Here is a 24,435-nt window from a genome sequence, read left to right on the forward strand (position 1 = left end):
AGTCAATGTTGAAAATCAAGGAATTGATTAACCATGTAGCCCATACCTGCCTGAATGTTTTGATCACGGGCGAGACAGGGGTAGGAAAAGAGGTGGTTGCTCAGAATCTATATGCGGAATCCACAAGGTCTTCCAAAAATTTTGTAAAGATAAATTGTGCGGCATTGCCGGAAACCCTTTTGGAAAGCGAACTTTACGGATACGAAAAAGGAGCCTTTACCGGTGCCCACAGAAAAAGGCCGGGCAAGTTCCAGACCGCTGACAAAGGGGTTCTTTTCCTGGACGAAATCGGTGATATGCCCCTGGCACTTCAGTCAAAGATGCTTCATGTCCTGCAGAGCGGTGAGTTCTCTCCCCTGGGATCGGACCAGGATTTTAAAACCGATGTATGGGTCATCGCCGCAACCAACCACGATCTAGAAAAAAGCATGAAACGAAAACAATTCAGGGAAGATCTTTTCTACCGTCTCAATATCATTAAGATTGACATCCCCCCCCTTCGTGAGCGGAAAGAGGATATCCCCCCCCTGATTGAATATTACTTCAGGATATATAAATCCGAGTACCCGGACAGCCAGGGGTCCAAGCCCGACCCGGACACCCTGGCCAAGCTCTGTGAATATCCCTGGCCCGGAAACGTACGGCAGCTTCAAAACTGCATCAAAAAACAGATGGTCATGAACTCCTGGAAAAAGATATTCCAGGAACTGCCCCAGGATCATCCCCCCGAACTGATCCCCGAGGTTCCTTCATCCCGGCCCCGGAATGAAGCGTCTGAAATTAATGTCCATGAAGAATTAAGCGACGAGCGTGTATCCATCATCTCCCAGTTTGTGGACCTGTCCACCAGTTCGGAGAAGTTATTTGAAGACATCTCATTGAAGAAGATCAAAAAACTGGCCTCTGACAGGGTTGAGAGAGAAGTGATTACCTTTGTTCTGGAAAAAGTCGGGTGGAACCGGTCCAAGGCTTCCAAGATTTTAAAAATCAGCTATAAGACCCTGCTGTACAAGATGAACGAATTCAAGGTCTCTCCCCCTGTAAAATAACAAGCCGTCTGTTTTATTCTCTCTTTTTCGAGTTCTTAAATTTACGATCTGACTGAAAATTTGGGTTTACTTCCCCTTTTTTTTTACATATAGATAAAACTTATATTTCCCGCAAACATTGATTGCATCACAGGGATCTTTTTCGTGTGATTGGAAAAATATTTAGGTTTAATGAAATTAAACGGCCAATGATTTTGGATTTCCTCAATAAGAAATATGGGGATTCAGAAAAATTATTTTTATTATCTTAGAGGAGGACCCATGAGAAAACTTGTTTATTTCACCCTTGCAGCCTTTGTCGTGACCATGCTGTTTTCACCCCTTGCCTTCAGCGCCAGGAAAACCATTATCAAGATCGGCATCAACGCGCCCCTGACCGGGGATATCCCCAAGGTAGGAGAAGGCAGTAAATATGCGGCCATGATGTGGCTTGAGGACATTGAAAAGGCAGGCGGCCTGGAAGTGGGCGGGAAAAAATACGAAGTGGAACTGATCATCGAAGACAATGAATCCAAGGCTGAATCCGCTGTAAAAGCCAATACAAAGATGATTTCCCAGGATGACGTTCTGGCCATTATCGGCCCCCAGTCTTCCAAGCAGGCGGTTCCGGCCGGTGAAGTGGCCAACAAGTACAAGACCGTCATGATCAGCCCCTGGTCCACCAACCCCAACACCACCCTGGACCGCCCCTATGTTTTCCGGGGATGTTTTCTGGATCCCTTCCAGGGACCGGTTGTGGCCAACTTTATCACCGATGAGTTCGGATTTACCAAGGCAGCCGTCCTCTACGACGTAGCCTCGGACTATCCCAAGGGCCTGGCCGAAGTGTTCAAGGAAGCCTGGGAGAAAAAACATGGGGCCGGATCAGTGGTCGCCTTTGAAAGTTTTACCACCAAGGATACGGATTTCTCTTCCCAGTTGACCAAGATCGTTAAATCCGGAGCCGAAGTCCTGTTTACTCCCCAGTACTACAATGAGGTGCCTCTGATCGTCAGCCAGGCCAAAAACCTTGGATGGAAAGGCCCCATCGTAGGGTCTGATTCCTGGGGATCTGCAGAGACCGTTGAACTGTGCGGAGAGGCCTGTTATGGCCTGTTCTTTTCCTCTCATTATGCAGCAGCCGGAGCCAAAGGCGCCACCAAGGAATTTATTGACCGGTACAATAAAACCTACGGTTACATCCCCGACGACGTGGCCGCACTGACCTGGGATGCCCTGCGCCTGGCCCAGCAGGCCATTCAGGATACCGGAAAAATCACCGGCCGGATCGAAAAAGACAGAACCGCCGTCCGTGATGCCCTGGCCAAAATCAAGAACTTTTCCGGCATCACCGGCAATATGACCTTCACCGAAGAAGGGGATCCCATTAAATGCGCCGTGATTGTCAAGATCAACGACCAGGGGGATTACGAATTCTATAAATCCAGTTGCCCCTAAAGAGAATACCTAACTTTTTAATAGATGACTGCTGTGCCCCGGGCACAGCAGTCATTCCTTATTAACCTATATGGTCCTAGACCATAAATATATTGAAAAGCGAATGCAAAATGCTGTTCTCGCTGATGGCTGCTCTCGCTTTTCTTGCTTTTCAACAGGAGTTGGTGAATGGAACCTTTGATAGAATTATTTCAATATATTCTACAAAACCTGATCAATGCCCTCCAGCGGGGCAGTTTTTATGCGGTGATCTCTATTGGGTACTCCATGGTATACGGGGTACTCATGCTCTTTAACTTTGCCCACGGCGATATCTTCATGGTGGGCACTTACATCGGCTTCGGGATTGCCACTCTTTTTCTGGCCATGTTCGCAGGCTTTTTGCCTGCCCCCCTGATCTTTATCTCCACCGTGGTGGTGACCATGTTCCTGGCCTCCTGGATCGGGGTCTTTGTGGAGGTGGCCGGATACCGGCCCCTGCGTGCCGCCCCGCGCGCCTCAGCCGCCATTACGGGTCTGATGATCGGTATTATTTTTGAAACCGGGATTCTCATTCTGCTGGGGGCCAAACGCTTGAGCTTCCCTCCCCTTATGGAATCCGTTACCTATAAAATCGGCGGCATCTACTTTACCAATGTCAAGGCCATGATCATCATCCTTTCCTTTCTCCTCATGCTCGCCCTGCACGCCTTTATTCAGAAAACCAAATGGGGAATGGCCATGAGGGCCATGTCCTATGACTTTCTTGCCGTCCCCCTCATGGGGGTCTCCATCAATATCATCGCGCCTTTGACCTTTGCCGTTGGAGCCGGTCTTGCTTCCGTCGCCGGCATACTCTACGGTCAGGCCTATCCCATTCTGGATCCCTACATGGGGGTTATTATCGGATGGAAAGCCTTTGTGGCGGCCATTCTCGGAGGCCGGGGTTCCATCAAGGGAGCTGCCCTGGCCGGCTATCTTTTGGGATTCATCGAGATCTTCGTGGCCACGATTTTCCCGTCAACCTTACGGGACCTGATTGCCTATTCCATAATCCTGGTGATCCTGACCTTCAGACCCAGGGGATTTTTCGGAATGGAGCACAGCACCAAACTCAGGTTATAACCTAACTGCTTTGTCCATTAGACTTTTGGCTTTAGACTTTATTTACAGGAAAGATGAATGGAATTCGCAAGAAAATTTAAAAATATGTTTTCAACAGTGCCCGTGCTGGGATGGTTTCTGGGGTTTCTGGCCGCCGTACTGATTGAGTATTACTGGGGATACGATTATATCTCATACTACCTGGGGCTGCCCAAGATACCCGTGCTGTTCGGCGCCCTGATCATGCTTAAGGAACCCTTGATGATACCCGGCGCCATCGGGTATGATCTGATCGTATATGTGATACCGATCCTGGTGGTTTCCAGGCTCAGCACGTTTTTTACCAATTCTCTGGCTGCCGGCCTGGAACGCCTTCCCCTCTGGCTGTCCGCCGTGATCCATCTGGCCGCTTTTTATGCCATTCTCCATCTTTGGGCCGGTATCAACGACTACAGGGTCCTGATCATCAAGCTGACCATGATCTCCATCATTCTCACCGTAAGCATCAACGTGATCAACGGATACCAGGGGGAGTTTTCCTGTTCCCACCCCGGATTCATGGCTTTGGGGGCCTATGTTTCCTCCATCTTCACCCTGCTGCTCTTTACCAATGATAAAATCTTCGGGGCTGCGCTCCTGCCCCCTGCCCTGGGCCCCTGGCTTTTTCCCCTGGCCCTTCTGGCCGGAGGTGCCGCCGCCGCCCTGGGGTCCCTGGCCGTTGCCATTCCCTCTTTCCGAACCCGGGGAGATTATCTGGCCATCATCTCCCTTGCATTCATGTTCATCGTGAAATCCGCAGTGGAAAATCTTCAGGTCCTGGGCGGGGCCAGGGGCATGGGCGGTCAGCCCGATTACGCTCCCCTGCCCGTGATCTTCTGCTGGACCCTGCTCTGTATCTGGATCGTGCACAATTTTGTCAGCTCCATCCTGGGCAAGGCCCTGAACACGGTCCGGGACGACGAGGCCGCAGCCGAATCCATGACAATCAAGACCCGGAAAACCAAGATGAGCGCCTTTATGTTCGGGGCCTTCTGGGCTGGAGTCGCAGGCGGACTATTCGCCCATGTCCTGGCCTATATCAACCCGGGCATGTTCAGCATCAACCGTCTGGCCGAGATCCTGGCCATGGTCTATTTCGGGGGACTCAACTCCATTGTGGGATCCATTGTTGGCGCCGTGAGCATCAACGTTCTGGGAGAGGCCCTGCGCCCCCTGGAATTGTTCAAGTGGATCATCATCCCCTTGATTCTTATCTTTGTCATGATCTTCAGACCCTACGGCCTGATCTCTTTCAAGGAGATTGATGCCGGAAAACTTCTCCGGGCCAAAAACAAACGCGAACAAGGAGTATAAGATGTCGACATTGCTGAAAGTAGATAAGATGACCCATTATTTCGGAGGGTTGCGCGCTGTCCACAACTATAACCTTGACATCGCACCCCGGCAGATTACCGGCCTCATCGGACCCAACGGGGCCGGGAAGACCACGATTTTTAATTTAATCACCGGGGTCTATACCCCCACCGAAGGGGAGATCTCCCTGGAGGGTAAGAACATCAAAGGCCTTGAAACCAATGAAATTGCAGCCAAAGGCCTTGGCCGGACCTTTCAGAACCTTGCCCTCTGGCGCCACATGAGCGTGCTGGACCATATTAAAATGGCCCACTATTCCCAGCTTTCCTACGGTCTGTTCGGCTCTTTTTTCAACACCCGGGCCTGCCGCCGCCAGGAAGCCCAGGTGGAAGAAAACGCATTCCGGCTCCTGGAACTTTTCGACATCAAGCAGCATGCCGACCAGCTGGTGACCAACCTGCCCTACGGGGCCCAGAGACGGGTGGAGATGGCCCGGGCCATGGCCACCAAACCCAAGATCCTTTTCCTGGATGAGCCCACGGCCGGCATGACCCCGGACGAACTGGTCCGGATGATCAAAATTATCCAACAGGTCCACCAGGACTTTAAGGTCGCCATTTTCCTTATTGAACACCGCATGAAATTTGTCATGGATCTGTGCCAGCATATTCAGACCCTGGTGTTCGGGGAGGTCATTGCCGAGGGACCGCCGGAAGAAATCCAGAACAACCCGGAAGTGATTGAAGCCTATCTCGGAAAGGAGGACCTGACCTGATGCAGCTTAAAGTCGAAAATTTAAAAGTATCCTACGGCAATATCAAGGCCCTGCACGGGATCAGCTTCACCGTTGACCAGGGTGAAATCCTGACCATCATCGGCGCCAACGGGGCCGGGAAAAGCACCACGTTACGGGCCATTTCCAGGATGGTGCCTTCAGAATCCGGATCCGTGCTTGAGTTCAACAATGAAAATATCCTCAAATACAGTGCCGATAAGGTGGTTTCCAAGCTCGGCATCTCCCATGTACCCGAAGGAAGACGGATCTTCGGCAACCTGACGGTCACGGAGAATCTGGACCTGGCCTGCTTTGCCAGAAAGGACAGGGGCCAGATCGAAAAAGACAAAAAATGGGTATTTGACCTCTTTACACGGCTGGAGGAAAGAAAAGACCAGCTGGCCGGGACCCTGTCCGGTGGAGAGCAGCAGATGCTGGCCGTGGGCCGGGCCTATATGTCCGGCCACAAGATCATGCTTCTGGACGAACCTTCCATGGGGCTTGCCCCCTTGCTCATGCTCGACATGTTCAAGGCCCTTAAGGAGATCAACAAACAGGGAACCACCATCCTCCTGGTGGAGCAGAACGCAAGACTTGCCTTGAAATTCGCCCAGAGGGGGTATGTGATCGAAAACGGCTCCCTGGTCCTGGAAGGTCCGGCCGAACAGCTATTGGACGATCCCCAGGTCAAAAAGGCCTATCTGGGAGCCTAACCTAAATACCGGGATTCCAGCAAAGAAATCCTGAATTATAGCAAAAAAGTCCTGGGGTATAGTAAAAATAGCTTGACATCCTGTTTTGATTTTTAAATAACAAATATCAGATTCAGGTGCCGAAAGGCATAATAGGGAACCCTGTGGAATTCAGGGATGGGCCCGCCGCTGTAATCGGGACGAACGCCGCAACAAAGCCACTGGCGTAAAAGCTGGGAAGGCGCGGTTACTAGGATGAACCGAAAGTCAGAAAACCTGCCTGAAGCGGTCTGATACTGCCGTCCCACGTGGACTAGGGAAGGCGCATATCTGAGGAAAACAGGGCACCCCAGATCATTCTTCAACAAATGGTCCGGGGTTTTTCATTCTCCCGGACAATAAGGGGAGAAAGACATGATTAAAAATCTACTCCGTTTTTGTATTGCTGTTGTATTGCTGCATCCGGGCATGAGCTATTCCGAAGAATCAAACCGCAGTATAGTTGAAATGGACGAAGTCATTGTCAGTGCCACCAAAACCGAAGAATCAAGAAAGGATATATCCAATAGCACTTTGGTGATAGATGATCTGGATCTTGAGGATTCCCCTGCCCAGGGAATAGGAGACCTGATAGGAGGTGAATTGGGGATTGACTGGAGAACCCGGGGAGATTTTGGAGGTGCGGGCCAGGAGCTCCATATCCGGGGAATGGGAGGAGATGGAACACAGGTTCTTATTAACGGCCTTACTGTGAACTCGCCATCACTTGGAACCTCCAATATCGGCAAACTCTCCATCACCAATATCGAACGTATCGAAGTAGTTAAAGGATCAGGCTCTGTCTTATACGGATCCGGGGCCATGGGCGGAATTGTCAATATTATCACCAAAAGCCCAAAGGAAGGGCAGACGGATCTTGCGGTCAGTGCGGGATACGGCACGGAAGACACCTACCAGGTCAGTGCTGAAAACGGGTTGTTTTTAAATGATCATTTCGGATATTACATCACCGCCGATTTATTTGGAACGGACGGGTTCCGGGACAATGCAGATGCGGAACAAAAAAACGGTTCCTTTAAATGTATCTATAAAAATGAAAACGATTTTCAAATCAGCCTTTACGGAGACATAGTTGACAAGGAAAACGGAAATCCCGGACCGGTACCTCCGGATGGCACACCATCTTTTTCAGTCAACGGGATTCCTTTTTATAACAGTGAGTCTGCAAACCTACTGAGCCGTGCCGAAGAGCAGGATACACATCTGATCTTTAAAATCGAGGCGGATCCGTTAGAGTGGATCGGGATAAATCTTCAGGCTGATTTTACAGATATGGAAAGTGATAATATTTCGCGTTATTATGATTCATTTTCTCCGGGAAACCTGCCCGGATCCCACAGCATTGTAACCAATGAAGTAATTGGGATGGAAGGCAATCTGGACATCCATCCCTTGGACAACGGTACATTGTTGGTAGGATTTCAGTATAAGGAGTATGATTGGGAAAGCCAAAGTGAAACATTGGACGGGTACGGGAATGTCGCATCCACCTTGACAGGTAAAAACAGCCTTCATTCCACAGGATTGTATGCAGAACTTCACTACAGGCCCATAAAATATCTGAAGGGAACATTGGGAATCCGCCAGGAGGATCATTCCGTATTCGGATCGGAAACTCTGCCCCGTTTTGGACTTGTCTTGAATCCAACAGATTCTACGGTAATAAAATTTAATACTGGAAAACATTTTAAAGCTCCCACACCCAATGACCTGTTCTGGCCCTATGAAGACTGGGGTTGGGGTTCGGGAACCCAGGGAAATTCAGGCTTGAAACCGGAAACAGGAATGCATTCCGATATCGGCATTGAACAGAGTCTGTTGGATAATAAAATTTTTGCCAGTCTTACTTATTTTAAGTGGGATATAGACGATAAAATTGAATGGGTCCCTGATGCAAGTTATTTTTATACACCTGAAAATTTATCAAAATACGAAGCGTCCGGCATTGAAGCAGGTCTTAAATTTGGACCTTTTTACAATACCGACCTTTCACTAAGCTATACAAAAACGGACGCAACTGAAGAGAAAGAGGGAGGTGCCAAAAGGCAGGCCCGGTATACACCGGACGATTTTTTCAAAGCAGCTGTGACGAGATGGTTTGATTGCGGTTTGGATATTACCGCAGTATATCGCTACACAAGTAAAAGACCGGCAATTTACACTTTGGATACAGACAGCACTCCGGCACAAACCCTGTCATCTTACTATACCATTGACATTAAGGCAAACCAGCGTTTGAGTGACAATTGGACCTTCTCCTGCCAGGTGAACAATCTGCTGGATGAAAATTATGATACCTACGTCCAAACTTTTTATGATTCATCAGGGGTGGGTACCTTGTCTCCATATCGTGGTGCCGGACGATCTTTTTTTGCCTCAATGAAGTATTCTTTTTAGGCGGATGAAAATATCCTGGTCTTTCCGGCCGGGATATTTGTTGCCTTAACCGGGATTGATTCATCGATTAAAAACCCTGGCCCCAGGATCAGGGTTTCACTGGGTTAAATTAATTATAAAGGGATCACATCCAGGGCATCGGCGATATGGTCACAGAAGATTTTTGCCACGCCCTCCATATCACCGATGCCCTGATTCACTACCTTAGAGTGACCCCTTGCTACCAGCATCAGGGTCATCAGTCAGATCTTGGAAAAACCGGCTGATTTTATCCGGTTCATATCTTGAACTATAGGGTTTTTTCTCAAGTATATAGCAAAAAAGTACTTGACATCTTGTTTTAATTTTTAAATAACCAAGAGCAGATTCAGGTGCCTATCCAAAGGCATAATAGGGAACCCTGTGTAATTCAGGGACGGGCCCGCCGCTGTAATCGGGACGAACGCCGCAACACAGCCACTGGCAAATGCTGGGAAGGCGCGGCTACTAGGATGAACCGAAAGTCAGAAAACCTGCCTGAATGGGTCTGATACTGCCGTTCCCCGTGGAATAGGGAAGGCGCACATCTGAGGAAAACCAGGGCACCCCAGATCATTAAAATGGTCCGGGGTTTTTTATTTAATCATCCCGGACAACAGGACTGCGTGGAAGAGTGATTGGAATCGCCCGATCATGGGAGACTGCTCTTTCCGATAAAAGGAGAAAAAATGAAAAAGCCTGGTTTCACCATGTTAATTTTACTTATTTTACTGCTGCCTCTTTCCGGATGGGCTGACTCATCATCCCAGGATCAGTCCGTAAACCAGTTGGAAGAAACCGTTGTCACTTCCGGCAGGATTGAAGAAAAAAAGCAGGACGTCACCACCAATATCACGGTTTATACCTCAGAAGATATTGAACAGTCCTCCATCCAGGATTTAAGTGACTTGCTGCTCAAGGAGGGCTTTTACATCAACGAATATCCCAACTCCACCATTTCCGTGGGGATTCGCGGGCTCAGTACCGATACCCATGGAAACGATCTAGCAAGCAATGTGCTTATTCTGATCAACGGCCGCAGGGCCGGTACCGGTAACATTGCCAAAATCACCATGAACAATGTGGAGCGCATTGAAATCATCCGGGGGCCGGGATCTGTCCAGTACGGTGCAGCAGCCATGGGCGGGGTAATTAATATTATCACCCAAAAGGGCTGGGAAGGATTCACCGCATCCGTGGAAGCCACCATGGGTAGCTGGGATTATGCAGAAGGGGCTATGGATTTTGCCGGCGGGGTGAATTGGTTTGATTATTCCGTGAGTGCATCGAAATCGTCCAAAGGTGATTTTAAGACCGGAGACGGCATAAAATACGATAATACCGGGTATGATTCAAAGGAAAATATCGATTTTGACGCAGGAATCACTTTTTCGCCGAAAAACCGGATCGGTTTTTCTTTTTCCAGTCATGATGGCAATCAGATCGGAAGCCCAGGCAAGCTTGAGTCCGTTAATACGGAAGACTATGTGGACCATGCCCTGGAGTCCTTTGACATTTACTATGACGGTCAGACCCAGGACGATTTTCTGCTATGGAAATTGCGTTATTTTTCCGGCAAGGATGAGTATTATATAACCTATCCCAGCAGCCCAAGTAAAAACTACACCCGAGACACCAAAAATCAGGGCCTTCAAGCCCAGATCACTGCCAGATGGGATCTGATTGATGTGACCGGCGGACTGGACTGGGTTGATTATGGAATTGAGTCCTCCAATGGTCCGGGAAAGGAAAACACTTTTGACAACCCGGCTTTTTTTATTCTCACCAAAACTCGCCTGATGGAGGAACGGCTGATCCTGTCCCTGGGCGGGCGGTATGACAAATATGAAATTGAAAGTACAAGCGGCAAGACCAAGAACGAAAGCAACCTTTCTTGGAGCTTTGGAACGGTCTATAAATTTTCCGAGAGCCTGAGTATCCGGGGCAATATTGCGGATGCGTTTCGTATGCCTACGGCCGACCAATTGTTTTCCTATACGGATTACAGTGCTTTTGGCTGGGGAATCTGGTCCGGAAACGAAGATCTGGACCCTGAAAACAGCAGAACCTACGAAATCGGGATTGACTATGCGGAAAACAGTCTGAGTGCCAGCCTGACTTATTTTTACACCGAGTTTAAAGACAAGATCTCCTATGAGTCCATAGGTGGCGGGGTCACCCAGTATAAAAATATCGAAGGGGCAACTATTTCAGGCTTTGAGGGCAGTATCAAGTACAACATCTCAGATCGGTTTAATTGGGCTTTCAAAGTTGAACCTTACGGCTCTTTTACCATTTTTGACGAATACACAGACGATTCCACAGGGGAAAATCTTACACAGACTCCTGACTGGAGTGCCTCTTACGGGTTGAGCGTCAGTAACCGGGAGATCGGGTTGAGCAGCCGCCTGAATTTTACCCATTACGGAGAGCAGGATATGAGTGACGGCACTCAATTGAACCCTGTCGATGTGGCGGACTGGTCAATCTCAAAACGGCTGTTTTCTTTTGAAAAATATGGTGAAGTCGCGCTGAAAGGAGAAATCGTCAACCTGTTTGATGAGGACTATGCTCTGGTTCAGGGGTATCCATCTCCGGGCAGAACTTTTTATCTAGGTGTAAAGTACACCTATTAACCTGAGAACAATTCTGAATGCAGGCCCATTGACGGCCTGCATTCAGAATGACAACCATACGGTTTAAAATGAAAAAAACAACCATCCTGGTTTTCTTCATAGCCTGTTTTATGCCTGTTTTGTGCAACGGCCATGATGCCCGGGTCTCACAAAAAGGTTCAATAGAAGTTACGGATGCATCCGGAAAAGTGCATGTCTTTTCCCGGACACCGGCCCGGGTGGTCTGCCTTGCACCATATATCACCCAGATGCTGGTCGACTTCGGCCGGAAAGACCGGATCCTAGCCTTGACGAGGCAGGATCTCATATCCCATCCGGCCTTGAAAAAAAAGAACCTGGGAAGCTATTTCAACCCCGACCTCGATGCCATTGCCGTCCTTGACCCGGATCTTGTGATCTGCCCTGCCGGCCGGGCAAAGAAGGTTTCGGCTTTATTGGGCAAAAACCTGCCCGTACTGACCATGCATGAAGATACCATGGGCCAGGCCTTTGACCAGATGCTGGATCTGGGCCGGCTTTTTGAATGCGAGGCAAAAGCCGCTGAAATCCTTGCTCGCATAAAGACCCAGCTGTCCATGGTGAAACAACGGCTTGCCCGGGAAAAAGACCTGGAAAAAATACGGGTGGTCCGGGTCATGGCTGGCAATGTTTTAAGCAGTCCGGGGGATGATTCCTTTCAAAATGAAATGATAGCGGCAGCCGGTGGAATTGTTCCCCTATGGGGGAAAAAAGGGTTTGCCGTAAGTGTTGATCCAAAGGCCTGGCAAGAATTCAATCCCCAAGTCATATACGGCTGCAGCGACAATGCCGACAAGGTCCGTAGCCTGCTCAAAACCGAAGCCTTTAAAAATGTGGATGCGGTAAAAAAGGGCAGGATTCACATGTTTCCCTGTGAGATGACCTGCAGGGTTTCCACCCGTACCGGAGATTTTGTCCAATGGCTGTCTGCCGTGCTTTATCCCGACATTTTTGCGGACCCGGGAAAGGCGGTTACAGAAGATTTCCTGCTTTCTCAAGAGCCGGTGGAGGTCAGCCTGGACTATGTTGATGCCGCAAAAGTAGTAATCCATCGCCTGGCCGATTCGGAATACAAATCCCTTGTGATCCGGTTTACCGAACCATTGAATGTTCTGTCAACGTTCCAGGGGATGCGTGAGAATGTGGATGGATGCGGCAACTCTTTTATCCCCATGGCCGCCAGCCTGGGGCACATGAGAAACGGTGTGGGAAAGGTTCTGACAACCCTGGAAAGAAACCTTGGATTTGCCGCCGGGAAATTCGCTACCCTCATGACCGGGGCGGACATGGAAAATCTGTGTGTGGTGGAAAAACAGTTCAAGGATCTTTCGGTCACAGTTTTTGCCACTGCCGGGGTTAAAGGCAATGCCATGCGCATGTCAAAAGACAAAGGATATTATTTCCCCCACGGAACCATCAACATCATTTTAGGAACCAACCGCCGTCTATCTGGCCAGGCCATGGCCCGTTCTCTGATCACGGTAACCGAGGCCAAAACCGCTGCATTGACCGATCTTGATATCAGGAGCAGCTACACTCCCTGGCAGAACCGGGCCACCGGCACCGGCACCGACAATATCCTGGTGATCCAGGGGAAAGGCCTCTTGGTAAAACTTGCAGGCGGCCACAGCAAACTGGCCGAACTTACAGCCCGGGCGGTTCATGAGGCTGTAACCGGGGCCATTTTAAAACAAAACGGCATAAGGACGGGCCGGGACATCTTCCAGAGGCTTTCCGACCGGCGGTTAAGCTTGGAGGCCCTTGTCGACCGGTTTGAGTTTTCCATGGAAAAACGACAATTGGTTTCAGAACTCGAATCCCTTTTGTCCATGCCCTATTACGCAGCTTTTATGGAATCAGCCCTGGCTGTTTCAGATGCACGTGACAAAAACCTGATCAAAACCGATGAATTCTGGGATGACACCTGCTCCCAGGCGACGGCACGCATCTGCGGCAGGGTGATTCTGCCTTCCCCATGCACGGGCAAAAGGATTCAACCCACTGTGGCAAAAGCCATGGGAGCTTTGATTGCCGGGATCGAAGCCATGAAAGGAAACTGATAATGGAACCATCCAACCTATGCAACAGGCAGCCTTCAATTGTGAAAAAAATTATTTTTCTGTGTTTGGCCAGCCTTCTTGCCGCAGGAATGTTTATCCCGGCGGCCCAGGCCGGACAGACTCTTACCATGCTGGGCGGATCCTCCTATTCCTACAAAATCAGCCGCGCCTTTGCCCAGGTCAGGCTGGACCCGGCTGCGGCTGATCTGGATCTCTACTTTTTTACAGAAGAGGATCTTGAACAAAAAGCCGTTGATGCCAAGATCATTTCCAGGTCCAAGGTGATCATCCTGGATGACATGCACAGAAGCCTTCTGGAGTACGTGCTGTCCAATGTCGATTTTAAGAAGACAAAGGTATTTGGTCTTTCCACGGTGGACAATAACCCGGATCGGATTATCGCAGATAAAGCCGTCAAACAATATGCCCGGCCGTTGACCCAGAAAAATCTGGCCAGCCTGATCCGGTTTATAGCCCGACGCGAGTTCAAGCTGAACACAACGGCCGATGCACCCCAGATCGTACCGACAACCGGAATTTTTCACCCGAAAAGCGACCGGATCTTTGAAGATTTCGATGCGTATCTGACCTGGTATAAAAAAATGGGAATTTTTAAAGAGGACGGATTCTGGATAGGGATCCCGGAGATGAGTATCTATGTATACCCAGGGGAAGCCGGAGACGTGGTCATCAAACTGGTGGAAAAACTGGAAAACGCCGGCATGAACGTGCTGCCTGTCTTTTCCTACCCTGCATCAAAAGCGGTTGAAGCCTTTTTTTATGATGACAGAGCAAAAAAATCCCGGGTGGATCTGGTGGCCTCCCTGGCGTTCAAATTTGCTCCGGCCAATGTGGACCATACACGGGCGCTCATGGAAAAACTCAACGTTCCCTTACTCAATCCGCTTCGGGTTCATTTTCTTACCGTGCCCCAATGGCGCACCGATGTCCAAGGCCTGGGTCCCATGGAAGTGAGCTATGCCATGAGCAATCCCGAATTTTTCGGTTTGATCGAGCCTTCGCTCCTTGGAGGAAAGATCGCCCATGTGGATCAAAAAACCAAGAAAACACTCTATACCTATGAGGCGGTCGAAGAAAATATTGATTTTTTTGTAAACCGGTCTAAGGCCTGGCTGAAGCTTATGTCTACGCCCAACAGGGACAAAAAGATCGTGATCATGTTCTGGAACCACACGCCTGGAAAACAGAACATCGGCGCCACATACCTGAACCTGTTTTCAAGCATTGAAAAAATCTTGAAGCGGCTTTCTGACGAGGGATACCATATCAAAGGCCCCCTTCCGTCTGAAAAGGACATCCAGGAACTGATCCTTTCCACGGGCCGGAATATCGGATCCTGGGCCTCGGGAGAGCTTGAGGAAATGATCAGCAAAGGCCAGGTGATCCGGCTGCCCGTGGAACAGTATAAAAAATGGTTGGCCGGTCTGGATCCGCAATACCGGAAAGAAGTCGAAACCGACTGGGGACCTGCAGAAAAGTCAAAGGTGATGGTAAAAAATGGTGAGATTATCATCCCCTGTGTACGCCTCGGCAACGTGATCCTGGCCCCGCAGCCTTCAAGGGGATGGCATGACGAGCCCACTAAGCTGTATCATTCCACAAAGCTCTGGCCCCATCATCAGTATTCTGCCTTTTACCTGTGGCTTACCCATGAGTTCAGGGCCGATGCCCTCATTTCCCTGGGGACCCATGGTTCCCATGAGTGGCTGCCGGGCAAGCAGGCGGGCCTGGGCCGCTCCTGCTCTCCCGAAGTACTGATCCAGGACCTGCCCAACCTCTACCCTTATGTCATGGACAATATCGGGGAAGGCACCCAGGCCAAGCGCAGGGGAAGGGCTGTTATCATCGACTACCTGATCCCGGCCATGAAAAAGGCCGGTGTTTATGAAGAATACAGTGAACTGTCAGATCTGATGTCCGGTTATAATCAGACAAACACCATAAACCCGGAGCTTGCAGCCAAAAAGTTTGAACGCATCCGGGTCATGGTTGAAAAATTGGGTCTTCTCAAAGACTTGAATCTGACCCAATTTGATGAAAACGCCTTGGAAAAGGTGGAGCATTTCCTGCTGGAGATCGGAGAGGCCAAACTGCCTTACGGGCTTCATACCTTTGGAATATCCCCTGAAGGAGAGGCCTTGAATGATTTTGCAGATCTTTTAGTGGAGCGCAATGAGATTCTCACGCTTTTGGACGTCAAAAAGGATTTAAGCCTTTGTTCAAGAGAGATTGATCACCTGATCAACGGCCTGTCCGGTGGGTATGTGCCGGCATCCGAGGCCAATGACCCCATCAGAAACCCCCAGGCCATCCCCACGGGAAACAATTTTTACGGATTTAATCCGGCCAAGGTGCCGTCCATGGATGCCTGGCTTCTAGGAAAAGAGCAGGCCGATCAACTCATTGACAAATATAAAAAAGAACACGGGAAATTCCCCGAAAAAATCGCCCTGGTTTTCTGGAGCATTGAACTTCAGAGAAACGAAGGTACCCAGGTGGCCACAGCCCTGCATCTCATGGGAATGAAACCGGTCTGGGACAAGAACGGCAAGGTGCTGGGGATTGAAACCATTCCGGGAAAGGTCCTGGGACGGCCCCGGATTGACGTTCACATGCAGGTGTCCGGGCTTTTCAGGGACAATTTTCCCAATCTGATCCTTCTGCTGGACGAAGCCGTGCAACAGGCCGGGCAGCTCAAGGACGTTGAAAATTTTATAGCGTCACACAACGAAAAGATAAAAGCCTATCTGGTCGAAAAAGGGTACGGTGAAAAACAGGCGGATCGACTCAAGCAGCTAAGGGTGTTTTCCAACGAGCCGGGCAGTTACGGAAACACCATCGAAGACCTGATCCCGGCTTCTGGCACATGGGAAAATGATGAAGAAATTGCAGACGTGTTCATCAATTATGTTTCCTTTGCCTATGGCAAGGATATCTGGGGAAAACCGTTGAAGTCGGCGTATAAAAAGAACCTGGAGGACGTGGATATGACCATGCACACCCGGTCCAGCAATATTTTCAAAAGCCTGGATACTGACGGGGTCTTTTCCGAACTGGGAGGGCTTGCCCTTGCCGTCAAGCGCGTATCCGGCAACTACCCGGACGTAGTCCTGTCCAACCAGGCAGATCCGGATGCCGCCTTTGTCGAAGATATTGAAAAGGCCATTGGCCGGGAACTTCGGGCGCGCTATCTCAATCCCAAGTGGATTGAAGGCATGAAAAAGGAAAATTATGCCGGTGCAAGGGAAATGAACCGGTTCGCCGAACACCTGTGGGGATGGCAGGTGGTCACCCCCTTTGCCGTGGACGGGGCCAAATGGGAACAGATCTACGAGGTCTATATAAAAGACAAGTACGGCCTTGAATTAAAAGAGTTCTTTGACAGGCACAACCCCTGGGCTCTCCAGTCCCTGGCTGCAAGGATGCTGGAGGCGGACCGAAAGGAATACTGGAAGGCCCCGGAAGAGATCAAAAAGGATCTGGCCAAAACCTATGCCCTCAACGTGATCGAAAAAGGGGTAGCCTGCTGCGAACATACCTGCAACAACCCCATGCTCCAGAAATTTGTGGCCAACATCATCTCCCTTTACGGCCTGCTTACACCCCAGGAACTGGAGCAGTTCCAGATGACCATTGCTAAGGCTGTGGGAAGGACCCAGGAGGAACATGAGGGCGACCACGAAAGGATGAGAGAGGCGCTGAAAGACGCCTCACAAAAAAACAGGCAGGAGGAAGCGGTCCAGGCCGAAGATGCCCCTGAAAAAATAAAGGGATACGAGATGGTGGAAGAAAAGGCCGAAGAAACCAAGATGACCTCTTCGGGTGCCTCCTGGATGGTCATGGTGATTGCGGTGATTTTCCTGGGCCTGATCTCCTTTGGTTGGAAAAAGAGGAGATTCTGATGTTCAGGGAACTCTGGATGAGCGGCGTTGTCCTTGCGTTTTTGTCTTTCGGCATCAAAACGGGCATGGGGGTGGGTTCACGGATCTTCAACAAGGATTGCTCAAGGCTTTCCTCATGGCTTTTTTCGGCCGGCACCCTTGTGTCCTATCTGGTGTTGTTTTTCGCCCTCCACGCGGTTGTCACTCGGCTCAACCTTCTGGACTACCTGGATCAGCTGACCGGTTTGATTCAATATGGAATGCTGGTCCACCTGGCTGTGGCCCTGGGGCTGATAACCTGGGGGGCAAGCCTGCTGATGAAACCTGTAAAGGGCAAGGTGACCACAAGTTTCAGGGCCGGTCTTTTCCTGGTCCTGCCCTGCCCGGTCTGCGCAACGGTGATCCTGCTGAACCTGACGCTTGCCCTATCCCTGTCCAGCCTGACACCTCTTGCCACGACCCTTGCCCTGTTCTTGTTTTTTTTCGGGATTGTTGCGGCAACCCTTATGTCTCTTTTTCTTTTCAGGAGAAAAAAAGGAATTGATAACTCGCTTCTGGGCGCTGCCATGGTGCTGATTGCCCTTTACTTCTTTATGACCGTACTCATTGCTCCGATCTATCCGAAACTGAAACCGGCTTTTGCCATGGCCGCTTCCAACAATCCGGTCACAAATATCGAACTTCTTCCCATACTGATCCTGGCCGGTGTATCCCTTGCACTTTCGGGATTTGGATTTGCAAGGATTTATTTTTTCAAGGAGAATAAAAAATGAATTTGTTCCCGTTGTTTCAAACCGTTTTATACACCATTTCCACTGCACTGCTCTACCCGGTGGTGCTCCTTTTGATCTTCTTATCCGTCTGGATGATGGTATATGCAGGCGGGTTTGCCGCTGAATGGGTAAAAAGGAGAAGATTTTCAGGAGATCAAAAAGTATCGGACGCCATGGAGCAGATTCATGAACTGGGGGCAGTACCGGTTGAAATGCAGAAAAGTCTGCCCATGCATATCGTTGTTTATTCCCAGGGTCTGGCACACCTTGCAAATCATCAGGGCAGGTTCACGGCTGAACGGATCGAAGATCTCAACCAGGAAAAAACGGCTGGCCTGCAAAAGGAAGTGGACAAGATCCGGATGATTATCCGGATCGGCCCGAGCCTCGGGCTGATGGGAACCCTGATACCCATGGGTACGGGACTTGCCGGACTGACCCAGGGGAATATGGCCCAGTTGTCCTCCAGCCTGATCCTGGCCTTTACCACAACTGTGGTGGGCCTTGCCTTAGGGATCTGCGCTCATTTTTTCAGCGTGGTAAAAGAGCAGTGGATGTTCGAGGACATGCGCCGGATCAACCTGATCACCGAAGCCCTTGCCGAAAGCGCAAATCAAAAAATAAACCAGGTGAAGGCGGCATGAAGTATATCCTCCGAACCCGGCCGGATCTGATAAAGAGACCGGATAATGAAGATCCGCTCTCCGGTGTAGCCAATCTGTTTGACGTGGCACTGGTTTTCATTGTGGCGCTTTTCCTGTCCTTGATGGCCACTTTCCAGGTCCTGGACTTTCTTAATCCTGAAAGTGAAATCACTGTCATGAAAAAGGTCAAAGACCAGTGGCAGATCATCACCAAGAAAGGAAAAGAGGTCAAGGTAAAAAAGGTCACGGACCGGACCGTGGGAGGAGAGGAAGGATTGATGCTAGGTACGGCCTACCAGCTCAAGGACGGACGGGTGATCTATATCCCTTCTGAAAATGAAGAAAGCAGGAATCCCCAATGAAGAGTAAAAAAATCCGGCTGACAGCCATCGTGTTTTTCCTTTTTACGGGTATCTTTATATTGGATGCCGTTTCGGGCTCGCAGCCTTCCACCAGTTTGAAAATCGCCCTGGTTCATTTCAGCGTGGCCTACAAACAGCCGGATAAAAATCTTGCCGCATTGAAAGAACTTCACCGCAAGGCTGCCCGGCAGGGAGCCAAAATAATTTTAAATACTGAGCTTGCCCTTTCCGGATACTCCTTTTCCTCCAGACAGGACGTGTTACCCTTTACACGGGAGCCAACAGACAAGGCTGTCCGGGAAATGGCAGACCTTGCAAAGGAACTGAACATTTTCATCGGCATCACCTTCCCGGAAAAGGACCCGGAAACCCAAAGCTATTATAATTGTGCTTTAGTCTTCTCCCCCCAGGGACGCATGATCTGCAGGTACCGGAAAATATACAGTGAAAAGCGGTGGGCGCGGTCAGGAAATCCGCTTCAAAACGGGACTTTTGACACTCCCTGGGGCAGGATCGGTGTGGCCATCTGTGCCGACAGTTATTTTGGGCTGATTCCCAGGACCCTTGCACTTCGGGGAACCGATCTTCTGTGGGTCCCGGCCAACTGGCCGCCAACGGGCAGACTCAACCCCCTGGATGTCTGGAGGACACGGGCCGCGGAAAACGGAATTTACCTGGCAGCCTGCAACCGGACCGGAAAAGACAGGGTCATGGACTGTACAAAGGCGGTTTCCGCCGTAATCGCTTCTGACGGAACCGTGATGAAAAAGATGAGTTCCAAAGAATCCTCTCTGCTGATCGCCGATATTCCCTTAAACAACAATGGCCGGATCGACCATGCAAATCGAATAAAAAGGATGGTTTTGCGCGACATCGGTCTCTACCGCCAGATTTATCTGGATCCCTGGACCGAAAACTTGACTCAATATTACAAGCTGCCGAAAACTGGAAAGTTTTATGTCAACGTCATTGTCCCAGAAAACGGGCAGATGGATATCAAGGCCATTGAAAAATGGACCAAAAATCAAAAGCAAAGCCGTCCGGGTCTCTGGGTACTGCCCAGGGCACGGCCCGGCCTGCTTGACACAAATCATCTTGTGAGCCTTGCAAAAACACACAATGCCGCCTTTGCCCTCTCCTTTTCAGGGGATGAAACTTTGAATCCGCCGCTTCTGGTGACTGCCGACGGTCCCCAGCCTTTTTTTAAGCCTGACGGCACAGACCCTTTCCCCTTCAGGCTTTGCCACTTTGGGCCGGCCGTCCTGGCCCTGGTGCCCATGGAGGCCTTTAGCCACCCGGAACTGGGTGTTGTTCTCGCCAAACTCGGATGCGACATGGTTTTGCTGTCCGAAGACAGGCTGAGCGAAACCGATATGCTGACCTGCTCTGTCCGGACCATAGACAATATCGCTGTTGCGGCAAGTTCTTTATCTTCAGGACTCATTGCCCACATGAAAGACGTTCACGGCGATTTAAAAACAGATTGGATTCAAAAACCCGGCATCTGCTCCCTTGAGCTGGACACGGCAGAAACCCGGAAAAAAAAGTTTTACGACCGAGTTGATTTTGATGAATTGCTGAAAATTCAAACAGGAGAGATGAAATGATTAAAAAGAGAGAGGCTCCCCAAGGAACCATCCAGTATCTATCCCCATTGTTTTTATTTTTCCTGTTTTTGATTATGCCGGTGACGGCTCCTGCCCAGCAGGTTCAAGGGACTGCCCAGGATTTGGGCGAGATCACCGTCATTGCAGAGAAAATTGATACGTTCATTGAACAAAACCCCTCCCAGATCGTCAGTATGGATGCAAAAGAGATAGAAACCAGAAATTTTCTACAGGTCCATGAGGTCCTCGGGTCAATGGCCGGAGTGGATGTAAAACAGAATTCAGGGGGCCTGGGAACCCGGATTTCCATCCGGGGGGGAGGCGGTTCGGGTTCGGTTCTGGTGCTTATAGACGGTCGGCCCGCCTCAACCATGCAATACGGTGGGGTAGACTTGAGCAGTATCCCCATTGATATCATAAAAAAAATCACGGTGTTCAAACCCCCGGTTCCGGTCTGGCTGGGGCCGGGCAGTGCGGCAGGAGCCATTTATATTGAAACCAAAGGAAAAAATATCCGGGTCAGACAGGCTTCCTCCGGGAAAGTCCGGTTGTCGGCCGGTTCCTACGGGCTGGTTTCCGGAAGTGCCACCGGCCGGTTCGATGCAAATAAAAGTCAGATTCTGGTCTCCGGGGGGTATTCCCATAAGGACGGGCGCCGGGACAATAGTCAGAAAGAGCAGGGTCATATGAGCGTCGGTTATGACAAAAAAGAGGAAGGCCGTCACCTTCAGATCAACGGAAAGGCCTTTGTATCCGACCACGGGGTATCCGGACCGGAGTATAATCTGACGCCCAATGCCAGGCAGAGATATGAAAAGGCCAGTCTTGACCTGAAATATGATGGTTTTGTTGATTCCCTGGATTATACCTTCAAAACCTGGGGAGATTTCAAAAGACTGGATGATACAGCCAACAATGGTTCTCAATCCATTCTGGACACGGTATCTGCAGGCCTGGGAACGGATTTTTTTCTTACGGACGAGTCTGAAAAAAAAGAATTGAAAATCGGCGGGCTGGCTGAACACATCAATGTGGACCACACCCTGACCGGTGAACATGACAGAACCCGTATGTCGGTTCATACGGAAACCAATATCAGAACCCAGCCCATGGTCTATACCATCGGTGCGAGGGCGGAATATACCAATGACTTTTATTTTTCTCCGGCCGGTCATGCCGGAGTAAGCTATGCCGCCTCCAAAGATACGGTTTTAAAAGCCAGTGCCGGATATTCCGAACATGTTCCCTCTTTTGGACAGCTCTACCAGCCCAGTCACGGAGCTGTGGACCAGGTCAGGGGGAATCCGGATCTGGACAAGGAAAAAATCGTCTCCCTGACAACCGGATTGGAACACAGGTTCCATGAAAAGCATAGTCTGTCCCTGTCCCTGTTTCGTACGGACACCTGGGATCTGATCAAGTACCAGCGGGACAGCAACCAGGTCAGTGAACCTGTCAATGTGGACAGGGCTTACAAGCAGGGGATCGAGACCCTGGTCAAATTTGCCCTGGGTGAAAATACAAGTATCGATGCAGGTTATATCTGGCAGGATACGAAAAACAGAGACAATGATAAGGAGTTGAGCTATGCGCCGGAGCATACCCTTAAACTGATTTTCAAGACAAAATTTAAAACAGGGACCCGCCTGGAATGGACCACCCGGGGATATACCAAACAATATTCGGACAATCTCAATACTGAAGCAGAAAGGATCGATCCTTATCTGGCCACGGATGTCAAAATCAGCCATCCGGTTACCCTGTTTGAAAAAAAAGCCCTTGTATTTGCCAATATCCATAACCTCTTTGACAAAGATTATTCCTCCCATTACGGATATCCGGATGACGGAATAAAATTGGAATGCGGTTTGAGCATTAATTTTTGATGGTTCATTTCACAATTTTACGGGAGTCGTATGGAACTGAAATCATTGATAATCGGGCTGTGTATGTCCACGGCCGCCTTTGCAGTCAAGAGCGGAACCGGGCTGTCCTATGCCTTTATGCGCTCCAAAGGAAAAAGCCTGAAATTCATGATCCTGGTCTCTTTTATGGCCGGCTACGGACTGGTTTTTTCCATGGCCGGAGTGATCCTGCTCCATGTGGATTTCATGGCCCGGCTGGATCTGGTCCAGGAATTTTTTAAAAGCGGAATGACTCTGCATTTTGTTTTCGCCGGCCTTTTGCTGTTCTGGGGACTGGCCCTGCTCAAGCAGAATCCGGAAAATCTGCAAACCACCCGGATCTGGATCGCCCTGCTGATCCCCTGCCCGGTCTGTTTTTCCGTGATCCTCCTGTCCTGCGGTTTTGTCACGGCCCTTTATCCGGGACAGATCCTGGTCTTCCCAATCCTCTATGCCGGGTTTCTCCTGTTGAGCCTGGCCGTTGCCCTTATCGGTTCCTGCCTGATGAAAAACAATCATTTTACCGAGCATCGTCTGGGCACGATAATGGTGGCCATTGCCGTTTATTTTTTACTCTCTGTGATCCTGGTGCCCCAGTTTTCCGATCTGGACAAGGTATACAGGATTTCAAGGGCGGAAACGGATTTTCACTATACCCCGGTCAAGGCAATTGTAATTCTTCTTTGCACTGCTGCACTGTCCTGGGGCTTTTTTAACCCATTTAAACGGAAAAATTAAATGCAGATTATTGCCCTGTTAAAGACCTTTATCTATCTGATTGCCTCCTCCCTGTTTTTACCCGTACTTCTCATCCTTTCCTGTCTTTTTGTCTGGATGCTCGTATACTCGGGCACCTTTTTCAGGACCTGGCTGGAACGGCGCCGGATAAAGACCCTGCCGGATAAGCTGCCGGAAAAAATCATCTCCGGTTCCTACCGGAATCATCTGCCCCTTTGCGTGGTCCGGGTTGTGAAAATTCTTGAAACCCTGAATGGTTCCGATGATCAGGTTTTGATCGTCAACCTCCTCAGGGATACCGAGCACAGAATGTGGAAATCATTGGACATGCTCAAAATGATGATCCGCATCGGACCGGGGCTGGGCCTCATCGGTACCCTCATTCCCATGGGGACCGGGCTGGCCTCCCTGGGCCAGGGGGACCTGAGCCGGTTGAGCCAGGACCTTGTGGTGGCCTTTACCACCACTGTGGTGGGCATGGCCCTGGGACTTCTGGCTTATTTTTATTTTACCGTCCAGCGCAGATGGGTGGAACAGGACATTAAGAACATGGAACTGGCCGCCGAACTTCTGGCCGGGAGAGACCAGCCATGATTTACCTGAGATCCAGACAGAAAAGGGGGACCGGATTTTCCGACAACGACCCCATGGCAGGGGTGGCCAATCTTTTTGACCTGGGCCTGGTCTTTATTGTAGGTCTTTTGATTGCACTTTTCGGGGCCTATCATCTGGAAGATCTCTTGTCCCAGACCTCGGAATTCACCCTGGTTAAGAAATCATCCGACGGTCAGATTGAAATCATCGAAAAAAAGGGCAAAAAGATCGATGCCATGAAAATGACAAAGGAGACAGCCAAAGGCCGGGGCCAGAGACTGGGCACTGCCTATAAACTGGAAAACGGTTCCATGATCTATATTCCGGATTAAT

Annotated in this window: 18 protein-coding genes and 2 riboswitches; all 18 genes read left to right on the forward strand. The window is 49.9% G+C overall.

The features are described 5' to 3' along the window. Nucleotides 1–5: 5 nt before the first annotated feature. Nucleotides 6–1,049, forward strand: a complete 1,044-nt coding sequence (locus F608_RS0125515; protein WP_244154338.1) for a sigma-54 interaction domain-containing protein — start codon at nt 6–8, stop codon at nt 1,047–1,049. 261 nt (nt 1,050–1,310) lie between these two features. After that, the gene (locus F608_RS0125520) at nt 1,311–2,486 is read left to right on the forward strand and encodes an ABC transporter substrate-binding protein (RefSeq protein WP_022668581.1); all 1,176 of its coding nucleotides are present in this window, start codon (nt 1,311–1,313) and stop codon (nt 2,484–2,486) included. Nucleotides 2,487–2,654: 168 nt separating this feature from the next. Then, nucleotides 2,655–3,590 (forward strand): branched-chain amino acid ABC transporter permease, encoded by a 936-nt coding sequence (locus F608_RS0125525; RefSeq protein WP_022668582.1) that lies wholly within the window; start codon nt 2,655–2,657, stop codon nt 3,588–3,590. A 57-nt stretch (nt 3,591–3,647) separates the two neighbouring features. Then, the gene (locus tag F608_RS0125530; RefSeq protein WP_022668583.1) at nt 3,648–4,922 is read left to right on the forward strand and encodes a branched-chain amino acid ABC transporter permease; all 1,275 of its coding nucleotides are present in this window, start codon (nt 3,648–3,650) and stop codon (nt 4,920–4,922) included. Between the two features lies 1 nt (nt 4,923). Next, entirely contained in the window at nt 4,924–5,697 is a 774-nt protein-coding gene (locus F608_RS0125535) for an ABC transporter ATP-binding protein (protein WP_022668585.1), read from the forward strand. Further along, complete coding sequence (locus F608_RS0125540) at nt 5,697–6,410, forward strand: ABC transporter ATP-binding protein (protein ID WP_022668586.1); 714 nt, start codon at nt 5,697–5,699, stop codon at nt 6,408–6,410. The genes F608_RS0125535 and F608_RS0125540 overlap by 1 nt, the downstream gene beginning before the upstream one ends. Before the next feature lie 97 nt (nt 6,411–6,507). Further along, a riboswitch (cobalamin riboswitch) is annotated at nt 6,508–6,687 on the forward strand. Nucleotides 6,688–6,896: 209 nt separating this feature from the next. Beyond that, nucleotides 6,897–8,846, forward strand: a complete 1,950-nt coding sequence (locus F608_RS0125545) for a TonB-dependent receptor plug domain-containing protein (protein ID WP_244154360.1) — start codon at nt 6,897–6,899, stop codon at nt 8,844–8,846. Between the two features lie 352 nt (nt 8,847–9,198). Beyond that, nucleotides 9,199–9,380, forward strand: a riboswitch (cobalamin riboswitch). 173 nt (nt 9,381–9,553) lie between these two features. Further along, nucleotides 9,554–11,500, forward strand: a complete 1,947-nt coding sequence (locus F608_RS33360) for a TonB-dependent receptor plug domain-containing protein (protein WP_022668589.1) — start codon at nt 9,554–9,556, stop codon at nt 11,498–11,500. 68 nt (nt 11,501–11,568) lie between these two features. After that, nucleotides 11,569–13,578, forward strand: a complete 2,010-nt coding sequence (locus tag F608_RS35355) for an adenosylcobinamide amidohydrolase (RefSeq protein ID WP_022668590.1) — start codon at nt 11,569–11,571, stop codon at nt 13,576–13,578. Between the two features lie 41 nt (nt 13,579–13,619). Continuing rightward, nucleotides 13,620–17,501: a cobaltochelatase subunit CobN gene (locus F608_RS0125565; RefSeq protein ID WP_244154339.1), complete on the forward strand. Its 3,882-nt coding sequence runs from the start codon at nt 13,620–13,622 to the stop codon at nt 17,499–17,501. Continuing rightward, on the forward strand, nt 17,501–18,253 hold the full coding sequence (locus F608_RS0125570) for a DUF2162 family putative transporter (RefSeq protein WP_022668592.1): 753 nt from the start codon (nt 17,501–17,503) through the stop codon (nt 18,251–18,253). The genes F608_RS0125565 and F608_RS0125570 overlap by 1 nt, the downstream gene beginning before the upstream one ends. Further along, nucleotides 18,250–18,897 carry a MotA/TolQ/ExbB proton channel family protein gene (locus F608_RS0125575; RefSeq protein ID WP_022668593.1) on the forward strand — a complete coding sequence of 216 codons (648 nt, stop codon included), beginning with the start codon at nt 18,250–18,252 and terminating at the stop codon, nt 18,895–18,897. The genes F608_RS0125570 and F608_RS0125575 overlap by 4 nt, the downstream gene beginning before the upstream one ends. Further along, complete coding sequence (locus F608_RS0125580; protein WP_022668594.1) at nt 18,894–19,259, forward strand: DUF2149 domain-containing protein; 366 nt, start codon at nt 18,894–18,896, stop codon at nt 19,257–19,259. Before F608_RS0125575 ends, F608_RS0125580 begins: the two co-directional genes overlap by 4 nt. Continuing rightward, nucleotides 19,256–20,866, forward strand: a complete 1,611-nt coding sequence (locus tag F608_RS35360) for a carbon-nitrogen hydrolase family protein (RefSeq protein ID WP_022668595.1) — start codon at nt 19,256–19,258, stop codon at nt 20,864–20,866. The genes F608_RS0125580 and F608_RS35360 overlap by 4 nt, the downstream gene beginning before the upstream one ends. Next, nucleotides 20,863–22,752: a TonB-dependent receptor plug domain-containing protein gene (locus F608_RS0125590; protein WP_022668596.1), complete on the forward strand. Its 1,890-nt coding sequence runs from the start codon at nt 20,863–20,865 to the stop codon at nt 22,750–22,752. Before F608_RS35360 ends, F608_RS0125590 begins: the two co-directional genes overlap by 4 nt. Nucleotides 22,753–22,782: 30 nt before the next feature. Continuing rightward, nucleotides 22,783–23,508, forward strand: a complete 726-nt coding sequence (locus tag F608_RS0125595) for a DUF2162 family putative transporter (protein WP_022668597.1) — start codon at nt 22,783–22,785, stop codon at nt 23,506–23,508. Beyond that, nucleotides 23,509–24,102: a MotA/TolQ/ExbB proton channel family protein gene (locus F608_RS0125600; protein WP_022668598.1), complete on the forward strand. Its 594-nt coding sequence runs from the start codon at nt 23,509–23,511 to the stop codon at nt 24,100–24,102. Next, nucleotides 24,099–24,434, forward strand: coding sequence for a DUF2149 domain-containing protein (locus tag F608_RS0125605; RefSeq protein WP_022668599.1), 336 nt, complete (start codon nt 24,099–24,101; stop codon nt 24,432–24,434). The genes F608_RS0125600 and F608_RS0125605 overlap by 4 nt, the downstream gene beginning before the upstream one ends. Nucleotide 24,435 lies beyond the last annotated feature (1 nt).

It is taken from the genome of Desulfospira joergensenii DSM 10085 (assembly GCF_000420085.1).
Lineage (GTDB): Bacteria > Desulfobacterota > Desulfobacteria > Desulfobacterales > Desulfobacteraceae > Desulfospira > Desulfospira joergensenii.

Bases quoted from the DNA above. Each gene is read 5' to 3' on its own strand.
- F608_RS0125515 (WP_244154338.1), top strand. From the start codon at position 6: ATGTTGAAAATCAAGGAATTGATTAACCATGTAGCCCATACCTGCCTG.
- F608_RS0125520 (WP_022668581.1), top strand. From the start codon at position 1,311: ATGAGAAAACTTGTTTATTTCACCCTTGCAGCCTTTGTCGTGACCATG.
- F608_RS0125525 (WP_022668582.1), top strand. From the start codon at position 2,655: ATGGAACCTTTGATAGAATTATTTCAATATATTCTACAAAACCTGATC.
- F608_RS0125530 (WP_022668583.1), top strand. From the start codon at position 3,648: ATGGAATTCGCAAGAAAATTTAAAAATATGTTTTCAACAGTGCCCGTG.
- F608_RS0125535 (WP_022668585.1), top strand. From the start codon at position 4,924: ATGTCGACATTGCTGAAAGTAGATAAGATGACCCATTATTTCGGAGGG.
- F608_RS0125540 (WP_022668586.1), top strand. From the start codon at position 5,697: ATGCAGCTTAAAGTCGAAAATTTAAAAGTATCCTACGGCAATATCAAG.
- F608_RS0125545 (WP_244154360.1), top strand. From the start codon at position 6,897: ATGGACGAAGTCATTGTCAGTGCCACCAAAACCGAAGAATCAAGAAAG.
- F608_RS33360 (WP_022668589.1), top strand. From the start codon at position 9,554: ATGAAAAAGCCTGGTTTCACCATGTTAATTTTACTTATTTTACTGCTG.
- F608_RS35355 (WP_022668590.1), top strand. From the start codon at position 11,569: ATGAAAAAAACAACCATCCTGGTTTTCTTCATAGCCTGTTTTATGCCT.
- F608_RS0125570 (WP_022668592.1), top strand. From the start codon at position 17,501: ATGTTCAGGGAACTCTGGATGAGCGGCGTTGTCCTTGCGTTTTTGTCT.
- F608_RS0125575 (WP_022668593.1), top strand. From the start codon at position 18,250: ATGAATTTGTTCCCGTTGTTTCAAACCGTTTTATACACCATTTCCACT.
- F608_RS0125580 (WP_022668594.1), top strand. From the start codon at position 18,894: ATGAAGTATATCCTCCGAACCCGGCCGGATCTGATAAAGAGACCGGAT.
- F608_RS35360 (WP_022668595.1), top strand. From the start codon at position 19,256: ATGAAGAGTAAAAAAATCCGGCTGACAGCCATCGTGTTTTTCCTTTTT.
- F608_RS0125590 (WP_022668596.1), top strand. From the start codon at position 20,863: ATGATTAAAAAGAGAGAGGCTCCCCAAGGAACCATCCAGTATCTATCC.
- F608_RS0125595 (WP_022668597.1), top strand. From the start codon at position 22,783: ATGGAACTGAAATCATTGATAATCGGGCTGTGTATGTCCACGGCCGCC.
- F608_RS0125600 (WP_022668598.1), top strand. From the start codon at position 23,509: ATGCAGATTATTGCCCTGTTAAAGACCTTTATCTATCTGATTGCCTCC.
- F608_RS0125605 (WP_022668599.1), top strand. From the start codon at position 24,099: ATGATTTACCTGAGATCCAGACAGAAAAGGGGGACCGGATTTTCCGAC.